Here is a 22,450-nt window from a genome sequence, read left to right on the forward strand (position 1 = left end):
ACCGACGGCGCACCGCGTTCCGTGCACGGCACCGGATCTCGACGCGGTGCCGTGCACGAAACGCGGTGTGGAGCCCGGGTCAGGACCCGGGATGCGGCCCGGGGGGTTGGCCCCGGGGCGTGGGGCCCGGGTCAGCGGGCGGTCAGGCGCTCGATCAGCTCGCGGTAGCGGGCGGAGGTGCGGGCGACGATGTCGTCGGGCAGGGCGGGGGCCTCGCCCGTGCCGTCCCAGTGCGCGGAGAGCCAGTCGCGGACGATCTGCTTGTCGAAGCTCTGGGTGCGGTCGCCCGAGGCGTCGACCTCGGCGTCCCAGAAGCGACTGCTGTCGCTCGTGAGGACCTCGTCGCCCAGGGTGATCTCGCCCGTGGCCCGGTCGGCGCCGAACTCGAACTTCGTGTCGGCGAGGACGACCCCCCGGACCTCGGCCACGTCCGACGCCAGGCGGTAGATCTCGAGCGACCGGTCGCGCAGGGCCGCCGCGGTCTCGGCCCCCACGAGTTCGACGGTGCGCTCGAACGAGATGTTCTCGTCGTGCTCGCCGAGCGGAGCCTTGTACGCCGGGGTGTAGATCGGTTCGGGCAACCGGTCGCCGTTCGACAGCCCCTCGGGCAGCGGGATGCCGCAGACGGTGCCGTGCTCGCGGTACTCGGCCCAGCCGCTGCCGACCAGGTACCCGCGGACGACGCACTCGACGGGGAACATGTCGAGCGGCTTCACGAGCATGGCGCGGTCCCGGAACTGCGCGGGCAACGAGACGGAGGCGGTGGTCGGGTCGACCAGGTGGTTGGGCACGGTGGTGAGCTGGGCGAACCACCAGAGGCTGAGCTGCGTGAGCAGTGCTCCCTTGCCCGGGATGCCGGGCTCGAGCACGTGGTCGAAGGCGCTGACCCGATCGCTCGCGACGACGAGCACGTACTCGGTGTCGGCGAGGGTGGCGGCGTCGCCGACCGAGCCGGCGACCGGCGCCGGGACGTAGAGGTCGCGCACCTTGCCCGAGTACACCGGCGTCCACCCGTCGAGGTGGCGAGGGGCGGCGTCGAGGCCGGAGGCGGAGGGCGTCGTGCCGTCGGGGGCGGTCATCGGGCGACCCGCTCGGCGATGTCGTGGCGGTACTGGCCGCCCTCGAGGTCGATGCGGGAGAGGGCGTCGTAGACGCGACCCCGGGCCTCGGTGAAGTCGGCCCCCTCGGCGACGACGCTGAGCACGCGCCCTCCGGTGGCGATGAGCTGGTCGTCGAGGCGCGCCGTCGCGGCGTGCGCGACGTGGACCCCGGCGACGGCGGTCGCGTCGTCGAGACCCCGCAGCGGGCGACCGCTCACGGCGCCTTCGGGATAGCCCTCGCTCGCGAGGACCACGGTCACCGCGACGTCGGACGAGAACCGCGGCGACTCGTGGTTGCCCAGCGATCCGGTCGCCGCGGCGAGCAGCAGCCCGCTGAGCGGCGTGACCAGACGGGGCAGGACGACCTGCGTCTCGGGGTCGCCGAACCGGGCGTTGAACTCGATGACGCGCACGCCCCGCTCGGTCAGGATGAGCCCGGCGTAGAGGAGGCCGATGAACGGCGTGCCCTCGGACTCGAGCTGCCGCACCGTCGGGGTGGCGATGGCGTCGAGGACCTCGTCGACGAAGTCCTTCTCGCTGCCGAAGCGGTCGGCGAGCCAGGGCAGTGGCGAGTAGGCACCCATGCCGCCCGTGTTGGGACCGGCGTCGCCGTCGAGCAGGCGCTTGTAGTCCTGCGCGGGGCTGAGCGGCACGACCGTGTGGCCGTCGCTGAGGAAGAACAGGGAGACCTCGGGACCCTCGAGGAACTCCTCGACGAGGACGGGCCCGTGCTGCAGCCAGTAGGTGGTGTGCTCGACCGCCGCGTCGCGGTCGTCGGTGACGAGGACGCCCTTGCCGGCCGCCAGCCCGTCGGCCTTGACGACGTACGGGGAGCCGAAGTCGTCGAGCACGCCGAGGGCCTCGTCGAGGGTGCCCACGCGCGTGGCCCGCCCGGTCGGTACGCCGGCTTCGTCCATGATGCGTTTCGCGAAGGTCTTGCTGCCCTCGAGCGCCGCGGCCTTCTTGCCCGGCCCGAAGACGGGGATGCCCCGGGTGCGGAGGGCGTCGGCGACACCGGCGACGAGCGGTGCCTCGGGACCGACGACGACCAGCTCGACGTCGTTCTCGAGGGCGTACTCGGTGACGACGGCGCCGTTCGACGGGTCGAGGTGCACGATGCCGACCTGGTCGGCGATGCCCGCGTTGCCGGGGGCCGCGGTGATCTCGTGGCCCGCGTCTTCGCGCAGCAGGGCGGTGATGATGGCGTGCTCGCGAGCACCGGAACCGAGGACGAGGATTCGCACGCGCCACAGCCTACCGAGGGCGTGCGGCGATGCCGAGTCCGTCGCCCGGGCCGGGGAGGGCTGGCGCGGGCGGGCCGGGGCGGGCGGGCCGGAGCGGGGCGAGACGAGGAGGCGCGGGTAGCGTGGGCGCATGGCCAGGGCACGGATCGAGGACGCGGCGGGATCGGCCGCGGTGGGCGAGGTGCGGGCGGCGCTCGCCGCCGACGAGACCGCGCCACGGCCGCTGACCGCCATGGCCGTCCGTTGGTTGCTGCAGGTGCTCGCCGACGGCGAACCCGGTGCGACGGTCGAGGTGCGCGTCCCACCGTTCGGCGCGGTGCAGTTCCGCGAAGGACTCAGTCACACGCGGGGCACGCCGCCGAACGTCGTCGAGACCGACGCCGCCACCTTCGTGCGACTCGCCACCGGCGATCTCAGCTGGCAGGAGGCGCGGGCCGGGGCTCTCGTGTCGGCCTCCGGCAGCAGGGCGGACCTGACCGGCTACGTGCCGATCGCCTGGCAGCGGGGCTGACCCGCGCCTCCTCGGCGGTGCCTCCGCCGTGGTCGCTCCTCGAGGGGCCCTGCTCGACGTCGAGAGGGGCGGCGGCGGGGGTCGGCCTCCTCTGGGATGATGGGCGGGTGACGAACGCACCCGACGACCAGCAGCGACCCGAGCCCGTCGTCGAGCCCTCCGCCGATCGCGCAGCCGAGTCGATCGTCGAACGCGACGAGGTCACCGTGCGTCGGGCACCCAAGGTGCCCGTGTTCTTGATCATGGGTGCAGCGCTCGGCGTGGTCGTGTCGCTGATCGTCACCTCGCTCTTCCCGTTCGACTCGGGCGAGGGCGTCGCCCAGACCTACGGGTACATCTCGCTCTGGGGGCTCACCATCGGCGGGGCCGTCGGTTGCGTCGTGGCCATTGTCGCCGAGCAGGTGACCAGCCGTGGGGCGAAGCGGGTCCAGGTCGAACGCGAACGGCTCGAGATGCCGATCGACGACGAGGTCGACACGGCGGCCCGCCCGGTCACCGACGGCGAACCCGACCGCGACTGACCTCGCCTTGCCGAGCCGAGCCGAGCCGAGCCCAGCCAGGCCTCACCGAGCCGAGCCGAGCCGAGCCAGGCCTCACCGAGCCGCGCCAGGCCTCGCCTACCTGCCTCGTGCCCGGCTGACGGCCCGGGTCAGGCCCCGCGAGCCCGCCGCAACCTGGTGAGCAGCTCGGGGCCGCGGGCGTCGAGGAGGCGGCCGCCGCGTCGGATGCCGATGATCGTCAGCACGAGACCGAGGACGACGCCGACGACGAGCGTCGCGAGCCCGAGGATCACCGAGCCCTGGACCAGCGCCACGACTCCGAGCACGAGCTCGGGCAGCGACAACACGAAGACGATCGCCCACGAGGCGTAGAGCCCGAGGGTCGAGGTGACGTTGGCCCCGGGCGGTGACTTGAAGGGGCTCTCGCCCGCCGCCGGGACGGGCATCAGGTACAGCGCCGAGGCCACGCTCGACACGCCGAACCCCGTGAGCAGCAGCCCCAGGCCGATGCCGAGCAGCGCCGGGGCCACGTCGAAACGGCCCACCACCGCCAGGGGGACGAGCGTGGCGAGCACGACGGAGGGCACCGCGAACAGCGAGAGCGTGAGGACGCGACCTGCGCGGTCGGCCGAACCCGCCAAGCCGGTCGACAGGTGCGCGGCGAAGGCCGTGCCGTCGTACGAGACGTCGGCGGCCAGCGTGATGGCGAGGAGCGCGGCCACGGCCGGGCCGATGGCGTACAGCGGCCAGGTCGTCTCGAGGGAGAACGACAGGAAGATCGCCAGGACCGGCATCAGCGGGACGACGATCAGCGACCCGCCGTACCGCGGGTCGCGCAGCCAGTAGACGGCCGTCCGGGCGGCGACCGCACCGGTCGGCGTCGCGGGGAACCGGGCGAAGGGCCCGAGGCCCTTGGACGCCGCGGTGGCCGTGACGGCCGGGGGAGCCACGAGCGCCGTCGCCAGTCCGCGTCGCCAGAGCAGGAGGAGCACCCCCAGGGTGACCAGGGCGATGAGGGCCTTGAGGGCTGCCTCGCCCGGTCGGCCGAGGGCGACGTCGCCGGGGATCGACCAGGCGGCGCCGAGCGGGCTCCACGACAGGGCGTGGGCGACACGGGGCAGGTCGTCACCGACGGAACTGAGCCCCTGGCCGACCAGCCCGATCAGCGGCCCGGCCAGGATGAGGGGCACGAAGATCGCGACGCTCATCAACTCGCGGTAGCGACGTTTGGCACCCAGCGCGCTGGTGGCGGTCTCGACCGCGCGGGACGCCGCGACGCAGACGAAGACGCCGAGCACCCCGCAGAACGGCGCGAGGACGGCCGAGAGAGGGTGGTGCAGCCAACTGAAGGTCGTCGCGAGGGCGGCGACGAGCGTGACGATGCCCGGGATGCCCAGCAGCCCGGTGACGAACAGGGCGACGAGGAGCCTGTCGGCGGGCAGGGGGAACGGGCGCAGCTTCGAGACGCTGAGGGTCTGGTCGTAGCCCCGGGCGACGAAGGGCACGACGATCCAGCCGACGACGGCGAGGGAACCGCCGAGCACGCCGGCCGTCCAGGCCCAGCGCTCGGGCGCGAACGAGAGGGCGACGAGGCCGACCACGACGGCGGCGAGAACGCCGAGGCCGTAGAGCCCGCCGATGACGGCCGCGACGATCTGCCAGGTGCTGCGCTTGAAGCCGTTCAGCAGCACCCGCCAGCGCAGGCTCAGGAGGTGCGCAACCACGACGGCCCCTCGTTGTGCTGACGGCCGCCGACGAGTTCGACGAAGCGGTCCTCGAGGGTGGAGCCGGCGCGCACGTCGTCGGTCGTGCCGGCCGCGAGCACGCGCCCGGCCGCGATGACGGCGACGTGGTCGCACATGCGCTGGACGAGGTCCATCGAGTGGCTCGACACGATGACCGTGCCGCCGTTCTGCGTGTAACCGTGCAGGATGTCGCGGATGTTCGCGGCCGAGATCGGGTCGACCGACTCGAACGGCTCGTCGAGGACGAGGAGGCGCGGGGCATGGACGAGCGCGCAGGCGAGCGCCACCTTCTTGGTCATGCCCGCGGAGTAGTCGACGACGAGCGTGCCGCCGGCGGAGCGCAGGTCGAGCAGGTCGAGCAGGTCGCCGACCCGCTGGGCCGTCGTCTCGCGGCTCATGCCGTTGAGCAGGCCGTGGTACGTGACGAGCTGCTCGCCGGTGAGGCGGTCGAACAGCGAGATGCCGTCGCTCAGCACGCCCACGAGCGACTTGGCGTGCGTCGGGTCGGACCAGACGTCGACGCCCAGCACGGCGATGCTGCCCGAGTCGGGACGCAGCAGACCGGTCGCCATCGAGAGCGTGGTCGTCTTGCCGGCGCCGTTCGGGCCGACGAGGCCGAAGAACGAGCCCGTCGGCACGGTCAGGTCGATTCCGTCGACGGCGACCTTGTCGCCGAACGCCTTGCGCAGACCGGTGATCTGCAGGGCGGACGCCGGGGGCGTCGCGGTCGGTTCGGGGCGGGGCATGCCGACGTCGCTCATGGCCCCCAGCCTAGGGACGCCTGCCGACACCGCACCTCCCCCGGCGGGTGGAAGCAGGGGCGAGGTGCGGGTGGCGACGGCGGCGCGACTCAGCTGAGTTGGTTGGCCTCGACCCAGGCGAGGTACTCGGGGCTGACGGTGCCGGTGACGTACTCGCCCGTGAAGCAGCTCATCTCGAGCTCGGTGACGTCGCTGCCCTCGGTGATGGCCGCCTGCATGTCGGCGACCTCTTGGTAGATGAGGTGGTCGGCACCCAGTTCGCGGGCGATCTCGGGGATCTTGCGGTCGTGGGCGACCAGCTCGTGCCGCGACGGCATGTTGATGCCGTAGACGTGGGGGAACCGGACCGGGGGAGCGGCCGAGGTGAACGTCACCTTGTTCGCTCCGGCGGCGCGGGCCATCTCGACGATCTCGCGCGAGGTCGTCCCGCGGACGATCGAGTCGTCGACGATCAGGATGTTCTTGCCCTTGAACTCGCTCGACATCGCGTTGAGCTTCTGGCGCACCGACCGCTTGCGCTCGGCCTGCCCCGGCATGATGAAGGTGCGGCCCACGTAACGGTTCTTGTAGAAGCCCTCGCGGTACTCGATGCCGAGCTTCTGGGCGACCTGCATGGCCGCGGGGCGTGACGAGTCGGGGATCGGCATGACCACGTCGATGTCGCCGATCGGCGAGTGCGCGGCGATCGTGTCGGCCAACCGGTTGCCGAGGCGCAGGCGGGCGTCGTAGACCGAGATGCCGTTCATGATCGAGTCGGGGCGGGCCAGGTAGACGTACTCGAACGAGCAGGGGATGAGGCGCGGGCTGGCGTGGCACTGCTTCGACACCATCTGGCCGTCGAGCGAGATGAAGACGGCCTCGCCGGGGGCGACGTCGCGGACGATCTCGTAGCCGCCGGACTCGAGGACGAGCGACTCGGAGGCGGTGATCCACTCTTCGCGGACGCCGTCGGCGGCGAGACGGCGGCCCAGGACCAGCGGGCGGATGCCGAAGGGGTCGCGGAAGGCCAGCAGACCGTGGCCCGCGATCATCGCGATCGCCGCGTAGGAGCCCTGCACCCGGTCGTGCACGCGGGAGACCGCGGCGAAGATCTGCTCGGGGTCGAGCTCGCTGCCGTTGACCTGCTCTTGCAGCTCGTGCGCCAGCACGTTGACCAGGAGCTCGGTGTCGCTGTTCGTGTTGAGGTGACGACGGTCGACGTGGAAGAGCTCGCTGGTGAGCTCGCGCGTGTTCGTCAGGTTGCCGTTGTGGATCAGCACGATGCCGTAGGGCGCGTTCACGTAGAACGGCTGCGCCTCTTGCTCGTTGCTGGCCGCGCCCTTGGTGGCGTACCGCACGTGACCGAGGCCCATGTTGCCGAGCAGGGCGCGCATGTCGCGGGTGCGGAAGCCCTCGCGCACCTGACCCTTGGTCTTGTGCACGTGGAAGATGCCGCCCTCGGCGGTCGCGATGCCGGTGCTGTCCTGCCCCCGGTGCTGCAACAGGAGGAGCGAGTCGTAGACGAGTTGATTTGCTGGCTCGTGCGCGACGAGACCGACGATGCCGCACATGCGGATCTGGCTCCAGACCGTAGAGTTGGGGTTACCGCGACAGTCTAGAGCGACACCGAACGGATGAACGAATGGCGACCTCCTCTGCCCACTCGACCAGCGCCTCCTACGCCGCAGCGGGGGTCGACACGGCCGCCGGCGACCGGGCGGTCGAGCTGATGAAGGCGGCCGTCGGCGCCACGCACGGCCCCGGTGTCGTCGGTGGCGTGGGCGGGTTCGCCGGGCTGTTCGACGTGTCGTTCCTCAAGGACTTCGACAAGCCGTTGCTCGCGACGTCGACCGACGGCGTCGGCACGAAGGTCGCCATCGCCCAGGCGCTCGACAAGCACGACACGATCGGGCAGGACCTCGTGGGCATGGTCGTCGACGACATCGTCGTCGTCGGCGCCCGGCCGCTGATCATGACCGACTACATCGCCTGCGGCCGTGTGGTGCCGACCCGCATCGCCTCGATCGTCGAGGGCATCGCCCGCGCCTGCAGCGCGACGGGGACCGCCCTCGTCGGCGGCGAGACGGCGGAGCACCCCGGCCTGCTCGGGCCCGACGACTACGACGTGGCCGGCGCCGCGGTGGGTGCGGTCGAGTCGGGGCGCCAGCTCGGCCCGCACCTCGTCGGCGACGGCGACGTCGTGCTCGCCCTCGCCTCGTCGGGCGTCCACTCGAACGGCTTCTCGCTCGTGCGCCACATCCTGGCCTCTCGCGACCTCGGCTACGACGACACCCTGCCCGAGTTCTCGGGCACCGTCGGCGAGGCACTGCTCGAACCGACGCGCCTGTACACCTCGCCCCTGCTGCGCGTGCTCGACGACCCTGCGCTCGACGGCGCGATCCACTCGCTCAGCCACGTCACCGGGGGCGGCATCGCGGCCAACCTCGCCCGCGTGCTCCCCCTCGGGTCGTGGACCGAGGTCGACCGTTCGACCTGGTCGCCGCTGCCCGTCTTCCGGGTGCTGAGCGACCTGGCCGGCTCGACCCTCGAGTCGAGCGAGGGCACCTGGAACCTCGGCATCGGCATGATCGCCGTCGTGGCCGCCGGACAGGCCGACTCGGTCACCGCGGCCCTCGAGGCCGACGGCATCGCGACGTGGCCCGTCGGCACCGTCTCGACCCGGGCGCGTGACCTGTCCGGCTTCGAACAGGGCGCCAAGGGAGTCGACGGAGGCGCGGTGCGGCTCGTCGGGTCCTACGCGGGCTGATCACCGGCGACGTCGCGTGGCGTTCGTCCGGCGGCGGACGTACGATGAAGCCACGCCCCTGCCGGGCGTCCTGACGACGACGTCAGACCGGACGACGAAGGAGTCGACCCATGAGCACCACCCGCATCCCCCTCTCCACCGTCTCGCGCGCGGCGGTCGCCGCTCCGCGCAGCGCCCGGGTCAGCCGCGTCCCCGCCCAGCCCGCGCCGCTGCGGTCGTCCGCGTCACCCGTCACCGGCGGGCGCAAGGTCGCGGCCCTCACGGCCGGCGGCATGATCCTGCTGTTGGTCGTGGGGCTGTTGCCCGCGGTCGCGACGCTCGTCGGCGGCTGAGCCGCGCCTCCTGACGGCGGCCGCGTCGCCGGTTCGGCCCGTCACCCGGTGAGCTGGTGACACACGACGACGGCCCCTCGAGATCGAGGGGCCGTCGTCGTGTGGCGTGCGTGGTGCGGACTCAGAGGATGCAGAACTCGTTGCCCTCGGGGTCGGCGAGGACGACCCACGACACGTCCGTGTCGTCTTGGCCGACCTGTGCGCGGACGGCCCCGAGCGATTCGAGCCGCGCGACCTCGTCGGCCTGCGTCGCCTCGCGGCTCTGGCCGTCGACCGGCGTCGGACGGAAGTCGAGGTGCAGACGGTTCTTGACCGTCTTGGCCTCGGGGACGCTCACGAAGAGGAGCCCCGGCAGCGTGTCGGCCGTCGGACGGATCTCGGGCTCGTCGTCGTCGACCGAGACGAACACCCACCCGAGGGCGTCGGCCCACCAACGGGCGAGCCCGGCCGGGTCGCTCGCGTCGACGACGACCTGCTCCCAGGCGAGGGACGAGGACGAAGAGGTCATCAGCCGGCCGGCCTCAGGCGCTCTTGTTCTGGTCGTGCTCGGTGTCGTATTCGTCGTCGAAGTCGTCGGCCCATTTGTCGACGTATTCGTCGCCGGAGTCGTTCTTCGTCGCCAACTCTTTTTCGAGTGCACCGTAGTTGGTGTCAGGGCTGAAGTACTTCAGCTCTCTGGCGACCTTGGTGTGCTTGGCTTTTTGACGGCCGCGCCCCATGCGTGACCCCCTCTGAACTCGGCCCGGAAACGGTGTCGGACGACCCGGGAACTGCCGACAGGATGCTGGTGAAAAACTGGACCGATCTTATCATGTACCCCTAGCCCCGGCTGCCGCCTCGGACGGGCATGATGGTCCGGATGACTGCAGGGGGCGAAGGCGAGCGGACGAGGGTCCTCGTGATCGGTGCGGGCCAGGCCGGGTTGTCGGTCTCGTGGTACCTGCGCCGGCTCGGACTCGAGGTGGGTCGCGATCTCGTCGTCCTCGACCGGGGCCCCGGAACCGGAGGCGCGTGGCAGCACCGCTGGGAGAGCCTGCGGCTGGGTGCCGCGCACCGGGTGCACGACCTGCCGGGCATGGCCGAGCTGGGGCTGGGGTTCGCCGACGCCGACCGGTCGGCCCCGGCGCGTGACGTCGTCGCCGACCGGTACGCCCGGTACGAGGACGCGCTCGGGCTCGACGTGCGGCGCCCGGTCGAGGTGACCGAGGTGACCGGGCTGGGCGACGGGTTCTCGGTGCGGTGGGCGAGGCGCGCCTCCTCGGGGGGCGCTCCGGCTGCGGCGACAGGGCCGGGGTTCGGCGCTCTGCGGGCCGAGGTCGTCGTGAACGCGACCGGCACCTGGGGCGCCCCGTTCGTGCCGTGGTACCCCGGGCGCGACACCTTCCGCGGGCGTCAGCTGCACACCTCGGACTACCGGGCGGCCTCCGAGCTCGAGGGGCTCGACGTCGTCGTCGTCGGCGGCGGCACGAGCGCGATCGGATTCGTGTTGGAGCTCGACGGCGTCGCGGCCTCGACGACGTGGGTGACCCGCCGGTCGGTCGACTGGCTCGACCAGGGCGAGCTCGACGTCGAGTCGGCCGTCGCGGCGGTCGCCGCGCAGGACCGCGCGGCACGGGCGGGGCAGGCGCTGCCGAGCATCGTCAGCGGGACGGGCGTGCCCCGCACCCGGCGCTTCGTGTCGGGCATCGAGCGCGGCGTGCTGGTCGAGCGGCCGATGTTCGCGACCGTCGAACCCGACGGGGTGCGATGGGCCGACGGCACCTCCGCCCACGCGGACGCGATCGTCTGGGCGACCGGGTTCCGGCCCGAGCTGCGTCACCTGGCGCCGCTCGGACTGCGCTCGGCCGACGGGGGCGTGAGCGTCGAGGGCGGCGCCTCCACCCTCGACCCGCGGCTGTTCTTCGCGGGCTACGGGCCGCAGGCCTCGACGATCGGGGCGAACCGGGCCGGCCGGGCGATCGCCCGTCAGGTGGTCGCGCGGTTGTCGGAGAGCGACGCCGAGCGCCGACGGCAGGGGTGACGCAGGCGATGCCCGTGCGCGGGCTCGCCCGCGTTCGGCGGGAGGGTGCGCGCACCATCGGCGGCGGGGCCAGCGGGGCGAGCGGTCATGGGTGGCGGGGCGGGCGCACGGCGTGCGTGGCGGACCAGACGGCGACGGCGGCTGCGGCGGACCAGGCCTGGGGGCGGCACGAGGCGGGGTACGGCACGGGCGACGGCACCTCGCGGGCCGGGTCGCCCGAGTGGAGCTCGGGCATCCGGTAGTCGAAGGTCGGCGCCGCCGCGAGCAGGCCCTCGGCGAGCACCGCGGCCTCGTCGGCGAACCCGGCCCGGGCCAGGCCCTGCACCGCGATGGCCGTGTCGTGGGTCCAGACGCTGCCCCCGTGGTAGCTCAGGGGCCAGTAGCCGGCGCTGTCGGTCGACATCGTGCGGAGGCCGAATCCGCTGGACAGCTCGGGCGAGACGAGGCGGGACGCGACCAGCGCCTCCTCGTCCGGGTCGAGCAGACCCGTGCCGAGCAGGTGCCCGAGGTTGCTCGTGACCGTGTCGACCGGCCGCTTGGCCGCGTCGAGGGCGATCGCCGGGTAGGCGCCCGCGGCGTCGTCGACCCAGAAGGAGGCGCGGAACCGGTCGCGCAGGCGCCCCGCCCAGTCGCGCCACGCGTCGCCGCCCGCCCGACCGAAAGCGTCGAGCAGGTCGGCCCCGTGCACGGCCGCCTCGTACGCGTAGGCCTGCACCTCGCAGAGCGCGATCGGCCCCTCGGCGAGGGTTCCGTCGCGCCACTGGACGCTGTCCCCGGAGTCCTTCCAACCCTGGTTCGCCAAGCCGTGGCCGGTCTCGTCGACGTACTCGAGCAGCAGGTCGCCGTCGCTGTCGCCCGAGTCGCGCATCCAGGCGAGGGCTGCGTCGAGGTGCGGCAGCAGCGCCTCGACCTCGGCCCGCGGCAGGCCCCAGCGCCAGGCGTCGTGCAGCAGGCAGATCCAGAGCGCGGTCGCGTCGACGGTGCCGTAGTAGAGCGGGGGCAGGCTCACGTCCTCACCGGGGATCGTCAACGTCCGTTGACGGAGTTCGTGCATGATCTTGCCCGGCTGCTCGGCCGTCCCCGGCACGTGTCGAGTGCCCTGGAGGCCCGCCAGCACCCGCAGGGTGCCGCCCGCGACCGTGAGGTCGAGGGGCAGGGTGAAGCGGGCGGCCCAAAGCGAGTCACGGCCGAAGAGCGTGAAGAACCAGGGCGCACCTGCGGCGTAGAACACGTCGTCGGGTGCCGTCGTCGTGGTCAGCCGGAGCGCCGCCAGGTCGTCGCGGGCACGGTCGACCCAGCGGGCGAGCCGGCCGTCACGCGGCGCCGGGTCGAGGTCGGCCCAGTGCGGCGGCGTCCGCACGCCCCGGACGACGGCGTCGGGGGCGGTCGCGACCAGGTCGAGACCGACCGTCACGGAACTCCGGGCGGGGACGACGGCGACCCACTCGACGACGAGGCCGGCCGGGGTGTCCCGCATCGCGCCTCCTCGGGTCTCGAGGTCGACCCGGACTCCTTCTGCCCGCCAGGAGGCGCGGGTGCCGTCGGACGTGAGCGTCGCGTCGCGCACGGGCGCGCCCACGATCCCGGCCTTCACGTGGTCCATGGGGGAGGCGTCGGGTCGGAGGGTCGCGGCCAGGGTGACCGTGAGCTCGCGGTCGAGCCGGGAGGTGACCGTGTGGCGCTCGTGGACGCCCGTGGTCGTGACGTCACGGAGCGAGCTCAGGCGGACGTCGGGGTCGGCTCCGGCGTCGTCGAGGCCGCGCAGCAGCGACTCGAAGCGGACCGACGAGGCTCCGAGGGGCACCGTGGCCACGTGCTCGGGGACGAGGCCGTCGACGGTGACGCCGTGCCCGGCGACGAGACGCACGTCGCCGAGGTAGACGCCGTGGATCGTCGCCGCGCCCATCGACCCGTCGGCGGCCGACCACGCCTGGACGGGAGCCCTCAGCACGACGGTCTCGGCGGCGAGGAACGGCTGGAGGCCGGGTGTCGGGGTCGACCGGTCGGCGTGGTCGGAATCGAGGGGGGAGGTCTGGGTCATCGGGGGCTCCTGGGGCTCCGGGTGGCGGGCGTGGGGTGCGACGGGGTGGGCGTCGCGGCGTGCATCACTCTTTGACGGCCCCGGCGCTGGCGTTCATGATGCGGCGCTGGAAGACGAAGAAGACGATGGCGACCGGGATCGTCATGACCGCGGCGGCCGCGAGCTTGATCGGGTACTGCGACCCCTGGCTCAGCTGCCCCGAGGCGAGGCTCGCGACGCCCTTGGTGAGGGTGGTCAGCTCGGGCGACTGGGTCGACACGATGAAGTGCGAGAGCTCGTTCCACGACCCCTGGAACGACAGGATGATGATCGTCACGAGGGCCGGGCGAGCCATGGGCAGGACGATCGACCAGAAGACCCGGAAGGTGCCGGCGCCGTCGATGCGCGCCTGCTCTTCGACGCTGCGCGGGATCGACTCGAAGAAGTTCTTCATGATGAAGACCCCGGCGGCGTCGGTCAGCAGCGGCACGATCATGCCCGAGTACGAGTCGTACATGCCGAGCTGGTTGATCACCAGGAACTTCGGGATGAGCAGCACGACCGTCGGCACCGCCATCACGCCGATCAGCAGCACGAAGATGACGTTGCGCCCCCGGAACTGCAGCCGCGCCAGGGCGTAGCCGGCGAGCGAGTTGAAGAAGACCCGCCCGAGCGTCACCACGATCGTCACGATCGCCGAGTTCTGGAACCAGGTCGGGAAGTCGCTGTTGAGGAACAGCTGGCGGTAGGCGGCGACCGTCGGCGTGATCGGGATCAACGCCAGCGGGTCGGAGGCCGCCTCGGGGTCGGTCTTGAACGACGTCGCCACGTTGATCAGGAACGGCAGGATGTAGATCGCCGCGATGACGATCAGCACGGCGTAGAGCACCGAGGTGCCGGCGATGCGTCGCGTGCTGCGGGGCTCGCGCCCGGCCGGGTGAGGTGGGGCCGGGGGAGGCGCGACCGGCGAGGAGGGGTTCGTCCGGTCGGCGATCGGTGCGGTCGTGGTCATCGCTCGACTCCTGTCGTGTAGAGCCGGGTGCGTCTCTTCGACACGGCCCGTTCGCGCAGCACGATGCGCTGCAGGATCGTCAAGGCGACGATGATGACGAACAGCACGAAGGCGATGGCCGCGCCGCGACCCCACTCCTGTTCGCCGAACGCCGAGGTGTACGAGAGGTAGGCGGGCGTCAGCGTGGTCTTCTGCGGGCCGCCCTGGGTGCCCGTGTAGATCTGGTCGAAGACCTGCCAGGTGCCGATGAGGCCGAGGGTGAGGACCGTGAAGAGCGTCGGTCGCAGTTGCGGCAACGTGATGCGCCAGAAGCGCTGCCAGCCGCTCGCGCCGTCCATCATCGCGGCCTCTTGGACGTCGCCACCGAGGTTCTGCAGGGCCGCCAGGAAGAGCAGCATGAACGTGCCACTGGTGGTGAAGACGGCCATCAGGATGAACGCGGACATCGCGACCGACGGCCCGGCCAGCCAGTCCCACCAGCTGACGCCGAGGGCGGTGTGGTCGGCCAGCAGGGCCGGGGGCTGCGTGACGCCGACGACGGCGAGCAGGTTGTGCAGCACGCCGCTGGCGTCGTTGAACCACGCGGGCCCGGTGATGCCGACGAACGAGAGCAGCTTGTTCACCGCGCCGCTCTGCGAGAACAGGAACAGCCACAGGACGGTGATGGCGACCGAGCTGGTCACCGACGGGAAGTAGAACGCGGTGCGGAAGAACCCGCGGCCGCGCAGCACCTGGCGGTTCACCAACACGGCGAGCAGCAGAGCCACGGCGGTCTGGATGGGCACGACGAGGATCACGTACCAGGCGTTGTTGCGCAGGCTCAGGCCGAAGTCGCGCTCGGCCAGGCCGCCGCCGCCGAGCAGGTCTCGGTAGTTCTGCGCCCCGACGAAGCCGACGCCGGCCGCGAAGGGGGAGCCCCGGCCGGTCCAGTCCGAGACGCTGACCCAGAGGGCCATCAGGACGGGCACGGCCAGGAAGAGGCCCAGGACGATCAGCACGGGCGAGACGAACAGCCAGCCCGAGAGGCCCTCGCCGCGCGAGACGGCGCTGCGCCGGCGGGGGGCCTTGGTCGAGATCGCGGTCATGGGGACTGCCTTTCGTGCGCTGTCTCGGGTCGATGGGTCGCGCCTCCTCGGATGATCGCCGACGAGGCGCGGCCGCGGGGGAGGCGGGGAGCAGGACCGGGGAGGGACGGAGGCGCGACCGCCCTGGGGAGGACGCGTCGCGGCCCCGGCCGCCCCCGTCGGGTGGGGAGTGCGAGGCACCGCGCCGGGGGAGGCGCGGTGCCCCGAGGGTTACTGGAGGATCGCCTCGAAGTTCTTCTGCGCGGACTCGAGGATCGTCTTCGGGTCGCCGTCCTTCAGGCCGGAGAGCTGCGAGTTGAAGTCGCTGATCACGGCGGCGGACCCGTCCTGCGTGGGCGTGCCCTGGGCGAACTCGACCGAGTCGAGGAACGCGGCCTGGTCGGGGTTGTCGGACTTCCAGGTGTCGGCGGCCGACTGGATCGAGGGCATGACGCCGAACGCGTCGGCGAAGGCGAGCTGCTGGTCGGTGCTCGTCAGCTGCTCGACGAGGTCGACGGCGGCCTGCTGGTTGGGGCTGTCGGCGGCGATGCCCCAGCAGTTGGTGAACTGCAACGTGCCCTGGCCGCCGGGGCCGGCGGGCAGCTCGGCCACCTGGTACGACACGTCGGGGTAGTCGTTGGTGAGTGCGCCGGTGATCCAGTTGCCCTCGATGGTCATCGCCGCCTTGCCCGTGCCGAAGGCCTCGCCGCCCCAGCCCGCGCCGAGGTCGCTCGAGAACGCGGCGTCGCCGCTGGTCAGCAGGTCCTTCACGTAGGTCAGCGCCTCGACGTTCTCGGACGAGTCGAGCGTCGCCTCGGTGCCGTCGGCGGTGGTCACCGCGCCGCCGGCCTGCGCCATGAACGCGCCCACCCGGGCGTACTCGGGGCTGAAGGCCAGGCCCACGTTGTCGGCCGTCGTGAGCTTCGCGGCGACCGCCTTCAGCGAGTCCCAGTCGGTCGGGACGTCGGCGTCGGTCAGGCCGGCCGCGGCCCACATGTCGGTGTTGATGATCAGGCCGAGGGTCGAGAAGTCCTTGGGCGCGCAGTAGAACCGGTCGTCGAGCGTGAAACTGTCGACGAGGGTCGGGAAGAAGTCGCCCTCGTTGGCGAGCTGGTCGCCGTAGGCCAGCAGGCTGCCGTTGCCGGCGAAGCCCGCGAGCGTGTCGGTCGAGACGTAGAACACGTCGGCCGGCTCGCCCGAGGCGAAGCCCTGGCTGAGCTGCTGCGGCAGGTCGGAGGCCACGCTGACCTCGGCGCCGGTGCCCGAGTCGTCGGACCAGCTCGCGACGGCCTCGGTGACGGCCTTCGTCTCGGCGTCTCCGCTCGAGCCGATCAGCACGGTCAGCGAGTCGTCGCTGCTGGTGAGGGCGCCGTCGCTCGCGGCGCCCGACCCCTCGCTGAAGCCGGAGCCGCAGGCCGTGAGGGCCAGGGCCGAGATGGTGGTGAGGGCGGCTGCTGCCGCCAGGCGGGTCGTGCGTCGTCGCATGGTGGGCCTCTCGTCGCGTCGTTGCGATGGTGCGGGTGCTGTGGTCGGGGTGTGGTGCCGGGGTGTGGTGCCGGGGTGGCGCCTCGGGATGGAGCGGGGGCGGACGTGCGATTTGATCGATCAAATCCGTGTCGTCAGAGTAGGCAGGCCGCCCCGTGGGTGTCAAGACCGGGGAGCCGAGAGGCACCCGGGCGCTGGGGTAACGTGACCCGAGGCCGCCGACCGGCGCCGGGGTGGAGGGCGCGATGACTCGGGTTCCGACACCGCGCCTCCCGACCGTCAGCGACGTCGCCTCGGTCGCGGGGGTGTCGCGGCAGACCGTCTCGAACGTGCTGAACGCGCCCGACATCGTCCGACCCGACACGCGGGGCCGGGTCGAGCGGGCGATCGCGGACCTCGGCTACCGGCCGCACGCGTCGGCGCGACGATTGCGCACCCGCAAGAGCTCGACCATCGGCATCCGGCTCGACCCCGTGCAGAACGGCATCTCGGGCGCGGTGCTCGACCGGTTCCTGCACGCGGTCACCGAGCAGGCCGACGCTCGCGACCACCGCATCCTGCTGTACACGGCGGCCGGGCCCGACGACGAGATCGCCCAGTTCCGCCGCCTGCTCGACGGCGCCGACGTCGACGGGTTCGTGCTCACCTCGACGTTCTTCGACGACCCGCGCACCGAATGGCTGATCGACGCCGGCGCCGACTTCGTCACCTTCGGTCGGCCCTGGGGGATCGACGACATGGGCGACCCGCAACACCGCTGGGTCGACGTCGACGGACGCGCCGGCCTCGCCTCGACGACCGACGACCTGCTCGACCGGGGTGCGACGCACGTGGCCTTCCTCGGCTGGCCCGCCGGCTCGGGCGCCGGGGACGACCGGAGGCGCGGGTGGCGCGAGGCGCTCGCGTCACGGGGCACGCTCGATCCGGCCTCGATCGACGCGCTCGACCTGGCCGTCGAGGACTCGGTGCCGCTCGCCTCGGCTGCGGTCCGGTCGGTGCTCGACGCGGGAGTCGCGGTGGACGCCGTGGTGTGCGCGAGCGACACCCTCGCGCTCGGGGCATCGGTCGTGCTGGGGTCATCGGTGCCGGTCGTGGGCTACGACGACACCCCGGTCGCCTCGGCGCTCGGCCTGTCGAGCGTCGAGCAACCGCTCGTCGACGTCGCAGGAGCCGTGCTCTCGCTGCTGCTCGACGACAGCGAGCCGCGGCACCGGCTGCTGCGGCCCCGCACCGTCTGGCGCTGACGCTCCCGGGCGCCGGCGCTACTTCTTCTTGCGGGGGGAGGTGCCGGTCGAGTTGCGGGCGGCCGAGCGGGCCTTGCGTGCGGCGGCGCCGCCTCCGCGGTTGCCGGCCGCCGAGCCCGGTGCGCGCGGGGTCTGCTTCGGGCCGGGTTTCGTGCCGTTCTGCGCGGGCTGGACGTCGAGGCCCCGCTGCACCGCGCCTCCTTCGACCGCCGCCCCGGCGCGGCCGTCCGGGCCCGCGTCGGCGCCCAGGGCCCCGCCGGCGGCGCCCGACCGGCGACCGGCCGGCTCGAGCACGCGGCGCGGCACGGGGCGGGGGCGGATCGGCTCGCCACGGCGGTCCTGGCCGGGGATCGGCCGCGATCGACGCCCGTAGAGCACCTCGGACGAGTCGAGCAGCCACGGCACGAGCGAGATCGTCACGCCGTGCACGAGCATGAGCTTCTGGCGGATGCGGCGGCTCTTGTGGTTGTGCAGCGCGGCCTCCCACCAGTGGCCGACGATGTAGATGGGCGTGTAGACCGTGACGACCTCGCTGCCGTGCTCTTCACGGTGGGCCTTGATGTACTTGATCAGCGGCATGCTGATGTCGCGGTACGGCGAGGCGACGATGCGCAGGGGCACCTCGATGTCCTGCTCGGCCCACTGACGCTGCAGGAGCGCCGTTGCTTCGTCGTCGATGCCCACGTGGATCGCCTCGAGCGACTCGTGGCGTGCGGCGATGGCGTAGTCGAGGGCCTTCAGCACGGGCTTCTGCATGGTGCCGACCAGCACGATCGCGTGGTCGCCGTGCGAGCCGAACTGCGTCGTGGCGTCGGGCTCGATCTCGACGAGCACGTCCCGGTAGTAGCGGTTCACGCCGAGCATCAGCACGAAGAGGATCGGCATGATGACGAACACCAGCCAGGCGCCGTGCGTGAACTTGGTCACCGTCACGACGATCAGCACCGACGCCGTGAGCAGGGCGCCGAAGGCGTTGATGCCGCGGGCGCGGTACACCGCTCCACGGTCGGCGCATCCCTCGCGCAGCATGCGGGTCCAGTGGACGACCATGCCGGTCTGGCCGAGCGTGAACGAGACGAAGACGCCGATGATGTACAGCTGGATCAGCCCGGTGACGCTGGCCTGGTAGACGAGCAGGATGGCGCAGGCCACCAGCGCCAGCACGATCACGCCGTTCGAGTAGATCAGTCGGTCGCCGCGCGTGTTGAGCGCCTTGGGGGCGTACTGGTCGCGGGCCAGGATCGACCCGAGCAAGGGGAACCCGTTGAAGGCCGTGTTCGCCGCCAGCAACAGCACCGCCGCGGTGCAGGCCTGGATCACGTAGAAGGGGATGCCGAACAGCGACCCGCCGAAGACCGCGCTCGCGATCTGCGCGACGAGGCTGCGCTGCGGCGTGGTGGCGCAGTCGACGAACCCCTGGAGGTCGCAGGCGTCCTCGGCGTAGTGCACCTTGGCGATCAAGGCGACGGCGACGAGGCCGGCGAACAGGACGATGGCGATGCTGCCCATCAGCACGAGGGTCTTCTGGGCGTTCTGCACCTTGGGCCGCCGGAACGCGGGCACGCCGTTGGCGATCGCCTCGACGCCGGTCAGGGCCGAGCAGCCGCTCGAGAACGCCCGCAGCAACAGCAGGATGAAGGCGGCCTGCGTCAGCTGGTCGGCCTGCACCGTGTACTCGGCGCTCTCGGCGACGGGCGGGTCGCCGAGGGCGGTGCGCACCAGGGCGATGACGATCATGACGAAGACGCTCGACACGAAGAGGTAGGTGGGGATCGCGAAGGCCTTGCTCGACTCGCGCACGCCCCGGAGGTTGACGGCCGCCAGCAGGACGACGAAGAAGATCGCGAGCTCGACGCGCACCGGCGCCAGTTCGGGAACGGCCGAGATGATGTTGTCCACGCCCGAGGCGACCGACACGGCCACCGTCATGACGTAGTCGACGAGCAGCGCCGAGGCGACCACGAGCCCGGCCTTCTCGCCGAGGTTCTTGTGGGCGACCTCGTAGTCGCCGCCGCCCGACGGGTACGCCTTGATCAGCTGACGGTACGACGCCACCACGACCAGCAGCAGGACGACGACCGCGACGGCCACCCACGGCGCGAGGGTCAGGAACCCGAGGCCGCCGATCAGCAGGATCATCAGCAGTTCTTGCGGCGCGTAGGCCACCGAGCTGAGCGGGTCGCTGGCGAAGATCGGCAGTGCGAGGTGCTTCGGGAGCAGCTGCCCCTCGAGCTTCTCCGAGGGGAGGGGTTCACCGATCAGCCAACGCTTCGGCGACCGGGTGTCGTTGGTCACGAGCGGCGACTCTACTCCCGTGCGAGGGCCTGTCAACTTCGCTCGTGGACGATTTATTCCCGGTCAGCGCGGGTCGGTCCGAACTGGTTCGTACCGGCCGCGGCTCAGGCAGGCGAGGAGGCGCGGGCCGGGGCGACCACGGAGGTCGCCACCCGGCGCCGGGCGAAGAGCGGCAACGTGATCGCCACGAGCGGGCCGATGAGCAGGGCCTCGGCCGCCGTGCCGATGCCGACCTGCCCGCCGAGCAGCCACCCCGCGGCGAGGACCGTGAGTTCGATGACGGTGCGCGCGACGCCCACCCGCCAGCCCAACCGGGCGTGGAGGCCGAGCATGAGCCCGTCGCGAGGGCCCGGCCCGAAGTCGGCTCCGATGTAGAGGCCGCTCGCGACGGCGAGCAACAGCAGGCCGCCCGCGAAGGTCAGGCCTTGTGCCCACCACTCGGTCTGCTGTGGCAGGACGCGCAGGCCGAGGTCGGCGACCGGACCGATCATCAGGGTGTTGGCGATCGTGCCGAAGCGGGGTCGCTGGCGCAGGGGGATCCAGAGCAGGAGCACGACGAGGCTCGTGACGAACGTGACGGTGCCGAACGTCAGCCCGGTGTGGCGGACGAGCCCCTGTGACAGCACGTCCCACGGGGCGACGCCGATGCCCGCGCGGACCATGAGGGCGATGGCGAAGCCGTAGGCGGTGAGGCCGACGAACAACTGCAGCAGGCGACGCGAGAGGAGCATGGGGTCGATCCAATCGCTCGACTGGCCTGGTGGCAAGGGTCCAATCCGCCTAGGGTGGCCGCGTGACCAACCTCGACCACGGTGCCACCACGGTCTCGTCGCGGGCGCTCGGCGTCCTGCTCGACTCGTGGCGCGCCTCCTCGGTTCCCGGCTACCTGGCGCTCGCCGACCGCATCCGCCTGCTCGTGCTCGACGGCCGGCTGCCGGTCGGCACCCGCCTGCCGTCCGAACGCGACCTCTGCGCGCACCTCGGGGTCAGCCGCACGACCGTGGCCGCGGCCTACGCCGCCCTCCGCGACACGGGGCACGTCGACAGCGTGCGGGGCAGCGGCAGCGTCGTCCGGCTGCCGGCCCGCGCGTCAGTGCCGCGTCCGACGACGACCAAGGGGCTGCTCGACCTGACGAAGGCGGCGCTGCCCGCGGTCGACGGCATCGCCGAGGCGGCGCAACGGGCGGCGGGGCGGCTCGGCGCGTACCTGGACGACCCGGGCTACGACCCGGTCGGGCGGCCGGTGCTGCGCGAGGCGATCGCCGAACGGTACCGACGGCGGGGGCTCGAGACGACTGCCGACCAGATCGTCGTGACCCTCGGGGCGCAGCACGCGATCGCGCTGCTCGCCCGCGTGCTGGTCTCGCGCGGCGACCGGGCCGTCGTCGAGGCGCCCGGCTACCCGCACGCCTTCGAGGCCCTCCGCGGCGCCGGCGCCCGCCTGGTGCCGGTCAGCGTCACCGTCGACGACGGCTGGGACGAAGCGGCGCTAACGCAGACCCTGCGGCGCACCAGCCCGCCGGTGGCCTACCTGATGCCCGACTTCCACAACCCCACGGGCGCGACGATGCCCGCCGACCAGCGGGCGCGCGTGCTCGAGGCGGCGGCCGCCGAGGGCACCGTCGTGATCGCCGACGAGACCATGGCCGAGATGGCGATCGACGACCGTCGGGACGCCCCCTCGCCGATGGCCGCGTACGGACGCGCGGTCACGATCGGCTCGGTCGGCAAGTCGCTCTGGGGTGGGCTGCGCATCGGCTGGATCCGTGCCGAGCGCCCGCTCGTCGAGCGGCTCGTGCGCGCCCGCTCGGCGGGCGACCTGGGCACCCCCGTGCTCGAGCAGCTCGTGGTCGCCGAGCTGCTCGGCGACTTCGACCGCGTGCTGGAGGCGCGGGCCGGCCACCTGAGACGAGGTCGCGACCGCGTCGTCCACGGCCTGAGGGAGGCGTTCCCGTCGTGGCAGGTGCCGTCGCCGGCGGGCGGTCTCACCACCTGGGTGGGGCTCGGGGCGCCGGTCAGTTCGCAGCTCACCCTCGCGGCCCGCCGGGAGGGCCTGCTGCTCGCGGCCGGCCCGGTGTTCGGCATCGACGGGGCGTTCGAGCGGTTCCTCCGCGTGCCGTTCTCGTACGCCGCCAGCGACACCGACCGGGCGCTCGCCGCCCTGCGCGCCGCGTGGGACGGGGTCGACGGGGTGCAGGCGCCGACCTCGCCCCTGCTGGCCGAGGTCGTCTGAGTCGGGTCCTGCGGTCGGCTCGTCCCCGTCACGGCGACCGGGCAGCGATCTGCACAGCGTGAAAGAAACCGCCGCCAGTTCCCAGAGAGGCTGGTGACAATGGAGGTGCGGTGCACGTCGTTCACCGCGCCTCCTCCG

At 72.4% G+C, this 22,450-nt stretch carries 20 protein-coding genes; 7 read left to right on the forward strand and 13 right to left on the reverse strand.

What is annotated here, in order from left to right:
• Positions 1–131 precede the first annotated feature (131 nt).
• Positions 132–1,079 (reverse strand): phosphoribosylaminoimidazolesuccinocarboxamide synthase, encoded by a 948-nt coding sequence (locus tag IFT79_RS10175; protein ID WP_192124020.1) that lies wholly within the window; start codon positions 1,077–1,079, stop codon positions 132–134.
• Positions 1,076–2,344, reverse strand: a complete 1,269-nt coding sequence (gene purD, locus IFT79_RS10180) for a phosphoribosylamine--glycine ligase (RefSeq protein ID WP_056049509.1) — start codon at positions 2,342–2,344, stop codon at positions 1,076–1,078. Before purD ends, IFT79_RS10175 begins: the two co-directional genes overlap by 4 nt.
• Positions 2,345–2,474: 130 nt before the next feature.
• On the opposite strand from purD, the gene IFT79_RS10185 reads away from it, so the two are divergent.
• Positions 2,475–2,855: a sterol carrier family protein gene (locus IFT79_RS10185; protein ID WP_192124022.1), complete on the forward strand. Its 381-nt coding sequence runs from the start codon at positions 2,475–2,477 to the stop codon at positions 2,853–2,855.
• Positions 2,856–2,962: 107 nt separating this feature from the next.
• Positions 2,963–3,376, forward strand: coding sequence for a hypothetical protein (locus IFT79_RS10190; protein WP_192124024.1), 414 nt, complete (start codon positions 2,963–2,965; stop codon positions 3,374–3,376).
• 128 nt (positions 3,377–3,504) lie between these two features.
• Here IFT79_RS10190 and IFT79_RS10195 read toward each other — a convergent pair whose 3' ends face one another.
• From IFT79_RS10195 to purF, 3 genes are all read right to left on the reverse strand, one after another.
• Positions 3,505–5,079, reverse strand: coding sequence for a transporter (locus tag IFT79_RS10195; protein WP_192124026.1), 1,575 nt, complete (start codon positions 5,077–5,079; stop codon positions 3,505–3,507).
• Positions 5,061–5,861, reverse strand: a complete 801-nt coding sequence (locus IFT79_RS10200; RefSeq protein ID WP_233568550.1) for an ABC transporter ATP-binding protein — start codon at positions 5,859–5,861, stop codon at positions 5,061–5,063. The genes IFT79_RS10195 and IFT79_RS10200 overlap by 19 nt, the downstream gene beginning before the upstream one ends.
• An 89-nt stretch (positions 5,862–5,950) precedes the next feature.
• A complete protein-coding gene (gene purF / locus IFT79_RS10205) occupies positions 5,951–7,411 on the reverse strand; it encodes an amidophosphoribosyltransferase (RefSeq protein ID WP_056049492.1) in 1,461 nt (486 codons plus the stop codon).
• Positions 7,412–7,482: 71 nt separating this feature from the next.
• On the opposite strand from purF, the gene purM reads away from it, so the two are divergent.
• Both purM and IFT79_RS10215 read left to right on the forward strand, forming a co-directional pair.
• Complete coding sequence (gene purM / locus IFT79_RS10210) at positions 7,483–8,607, forward strand: phosphoribosylformylglycinamidine cyclo-ligase (protein ID WP_159825804.1); 1,125 nt, start codon at positions 7,483–7,485, stop codon at positions 8,605–8,607.
• A 110-nt stretch (positions 8,608–8,717) separates the two neighbouring features.
• Positions 8,718–8,939, forward strand: a complete 222-nt coding sequence (locus tag IFT79_RS10215; RefSeq protein ID WP_056049486.1) for a hypothetical protein — start codon at positions 8,718–8,720, stop codon at positions 8,937–8,939.
• Between the two features lie 121 nt (positions 8,940–9,060).
• Here the strand turns inward: IFT79_RS10215 and IFT79_RS10220 are convergent, their stop codons facing one another.
• Entirely contained in the window at positions 9,061–9,447 is a 387-nt protein-coding gene (locus IFT79_RS10220; protein ID WP_192124028.1) for a VOC family protein, read from the reverse strand.
• 13 nt (positions 9,448–9,460) lie between these two features.
• Positions 9,461–9,658: a DUF3073 domain-containing protein gene (locus IFT79_RS10225; protein ID WP_056227242.1), complete on the reverse strand. Its 198-nt coding sequence runs from the start codon at positions 9,656–9,658 to the stop codon at positions 9,461–9,463.
• 140 nt (positions 9,659–9,798) lie between these two features.
• Between IFT79_RS10225 and IFT79_RS10230 the strand changes: the two genes are divergently transcribed.
• A complete protein-coding gene (locus IFT79_RS10230) occupies positions 9,799–10,959 on the forward strand; it encodes an NAD(P)-binding domain-containing protein (RefSeq protein WP_192124030.1) in 1,161 nt (386 codons plus the stop codon).
• 85 nt (positions 10,960–11,044) lie between these two features.
• Here the strand turns inward: IFT79_RS10230 and IFT79_RS10235 are convergent, their stop codons facing one another.
• The 4 genes from IFT79_RS10235 to IFT79_RS10250 form a co-directional block, all read right to left on the reverse strand.
• On the reverse strand, positions 11,045–13,000 hold the full coding sequence (locus IFT79_RS10235; protein ID WP_192124032.1) for a glycogen debranching N-terminal domain-containing protein: 1,956 nt from the start codon (positions 12,998–13,000) through the stop codon (positions 11,045–11,047).
• A 64-nt stretch (positions 13,001–13,064) separates the two neighbouring features.
• Entirely contained in the window at positions 13,065–13,991 is a 927-nt protein-coding gene (locus IFT79_RS10240; protein ID WP_173151986.1) for a carbohydrate ABC transporter permease, read from the reverse strand.
• The gene (locus tag IFT79_RS10245; RefSeq protein ID WP_043597416.1) at positions 13,988–15,076 is read right to left on the reverse strand and encodes a carbohydrate ABC transporter permease; all 1,089 of its coding nucleotides are present in this window, start codon (positions 15,074–15,076) and stop codon (positions 13,988–13,990) included. Before IFT79_RS10245 ends, IFT79_RS10240 begins: the two co-directional genes overlap by 4 nt.
• A gap of 210 nt (positions 15,077–15,286) precedes the next feature.
• Positions 15,287–16,540, reverse strand: a complete 1,254-nt coding sequence (locus tag IFT79_RS10250) for a sugar ABC transporter substrate-binding protein (protein WP_192124034.1) — start codon at positions 16,538–16,540, stop codon at positions 15,287–15,289.
• A gap of 245 nt (positions 16,541–16,785) precedes the next feature.
• Here IFT79_RS10250 and IFT79_RS10255 point away from each other — a divergent pair, with 245 nt between their 5' ends.
• A complete protein-coding gene (locus IFT79_RS10255; protein WP_043597449.1) occupies positions 16,786–17,784 on the forward strand; it encodes a LacI family DNA-binding transcriptional regulator in 999 nt (332 codons plus the stop codon).
• Positions 17,785–17,802: 18 nt separating this feature from the next.
• Here IFT79_RS10255 and IFT79_RS10260 read toward each other — a convergent pair whose 3' ends face one another.
• Both IFT79_RS10260 and yczE read right to left on the reverse strand, forming a co-directional pair.
• On the reverse strand, positions 17,803–20,079 hold the full coding sequence (locus IFT79_RS10260) for an APC family permease (protein WP_082460630.1): 2,277 nt from the start codon (positions 20,077–20,079) through the stop codon (positions 17,803–17,805).
• A 104-nt stretch (positions 20,080–20,183) separates the two neighbouring features.
• The gene (yczE, locus tag IFT79_RS10265) at positions 20,184–20,810 is read right to left on the reverse strand and encodes a membrane protein YczE (RefSeq protein WP_056049470.1); all 627 of its coding nucleotides are present in this window, start codon (positions 20,808–20,810) and stop codon (positions 20,184–20,186) included.
• 62 nt (positions 20,811–20,872) lie between these two features.
• On the opposite strand from yczE, the gene yczR reads away from it, so the two are divergent.
• Positions 20,873–22,312, forward strand: a complete 1,440-nt coding sequence (gene yczR / locus IFT79_RS10270) for a MocR-like transcription factor YczR (RefSeq protein WP_192124036.1) — start codon at positions 20,873–20,875, stop codon at positions 22,310–22,312.
• Positions 22,313–22,450 lie beyond the last annotated feature (138 nt).

Source organism: Frigoribacterium sp. CFBP 8759 (genome assembly GCF_014841655.1).
Taxonomy (GTDB): Bacteria; Actinomycetota; Actinomycetes; order Actinomycetales; family Microbacteriaceae; genus Frigoribacterium.

Bases quoted from the DNA above. Each gene is read 5' to 3' on its own strand.
- IFT79_RS10175 (WP_192124020.1), bottom strand. From the start codon at position 1,079: ATGACCGCCCCCGACGGCACGACGCCCTCCGCCTCCGGCCTCGACGCC.
- IFT79_RS10185 (WP_192124022.1), top strand. From the start codon at position 2,475: ATGGCCAGGGCACGGATCGAGGACGCGGCGGGATCGGCCGCGGTGGGC.
- IFT79_RS10200 (WP_233568550.1), bottom strand. From the start codon at position 5,861: ATGAGCGACGTCGGCATGCCCCGCCCCGAACCGACCGCGACGCCCCCG.
- purF (WP_056049492.1), bottom strand. From the start codon at position 7,411: ATGTGCGGCATCGTCGGTCTCGTCGCGCACGAGCCAGCAAATCAACTC.
- purM (WP_159825804.1), top strand. From the start codon at position 7,483: ATGGCGACCTCCTCTGCCCACTCGACCAGCGCCTCCTACGCCGCAGCG.
- IFT79_RS10215 (WP_056049486.1), top strand. From the start codon at position 8,718: ATGAGCACCACCCGCATCCCCCTCTCCACCGTCTCGCGCGCGGCGGTC.
- IFT79_RS10220 (WP_192124028.1), bottom strand. From the start codon at position 9,447: ATGACCTCTTCGTCCTCGTCCCTCGCCTGGGAGCAGGTCGTCGTCGAC.
- IFT79_RS10225 (WP_056227242.1), bottom strand. From the start codon at position 9,658: ATGGGGCGCGGCCGTCAAAAAGCCAAGCACACCAAGGTCGCCAGAGAG.
- IFT79_RS10230 (WP_192124030.1), top strand. From the start codon at position 9,799: ATGACTGCAGGGGGCGAAGGCGAGCGGACGAGGGTCCTCGTGATCGGT.
- IFT79_RS10235 (WP_192124032.1), bottom strand. From the start codon at position 13,000: ATGACCCAGACCTCCCCCCTCGATTCCGACCACGCCGACCGGTCGACC.
- IFT79_RS10240 (WP_173151986.1), bottom strand. From the start codon at position 13,991: ATGACCACGACCGCACCGATCGCCGACCGGACGAACCCCTCCTCGCCG.
- IFT79_RS10245 (WP_043597416.1), bottom strand. From the start codon at position 15,076: ATGACCGCGATCTCGACCAAGGCCCCCCGCCGGCGCAGCGCCGTCTCG.
- IFT79_RS10250 (WP_192124034.1), bottom strand. From the start codon at position 16,540: ATGCGACGACGCACGACCCGCCTGGCGGCAGCAGCCGCCCTCACCACC.
- IFT79_RS10255 (WP_043597449.1), top strand. From the start codon at position 16,786: ATGACTCGGGTTCCGACACCGCGCCTCCCGACCGTCAGCGACGTCGCC.
- yczE (WP_056049470.1), bottom strand. From the start codon at position 20,810: ATGCTCCTCTCGCGTCGCCTGCTGCAGTTGTTCGTCGGCCTCACCGCC.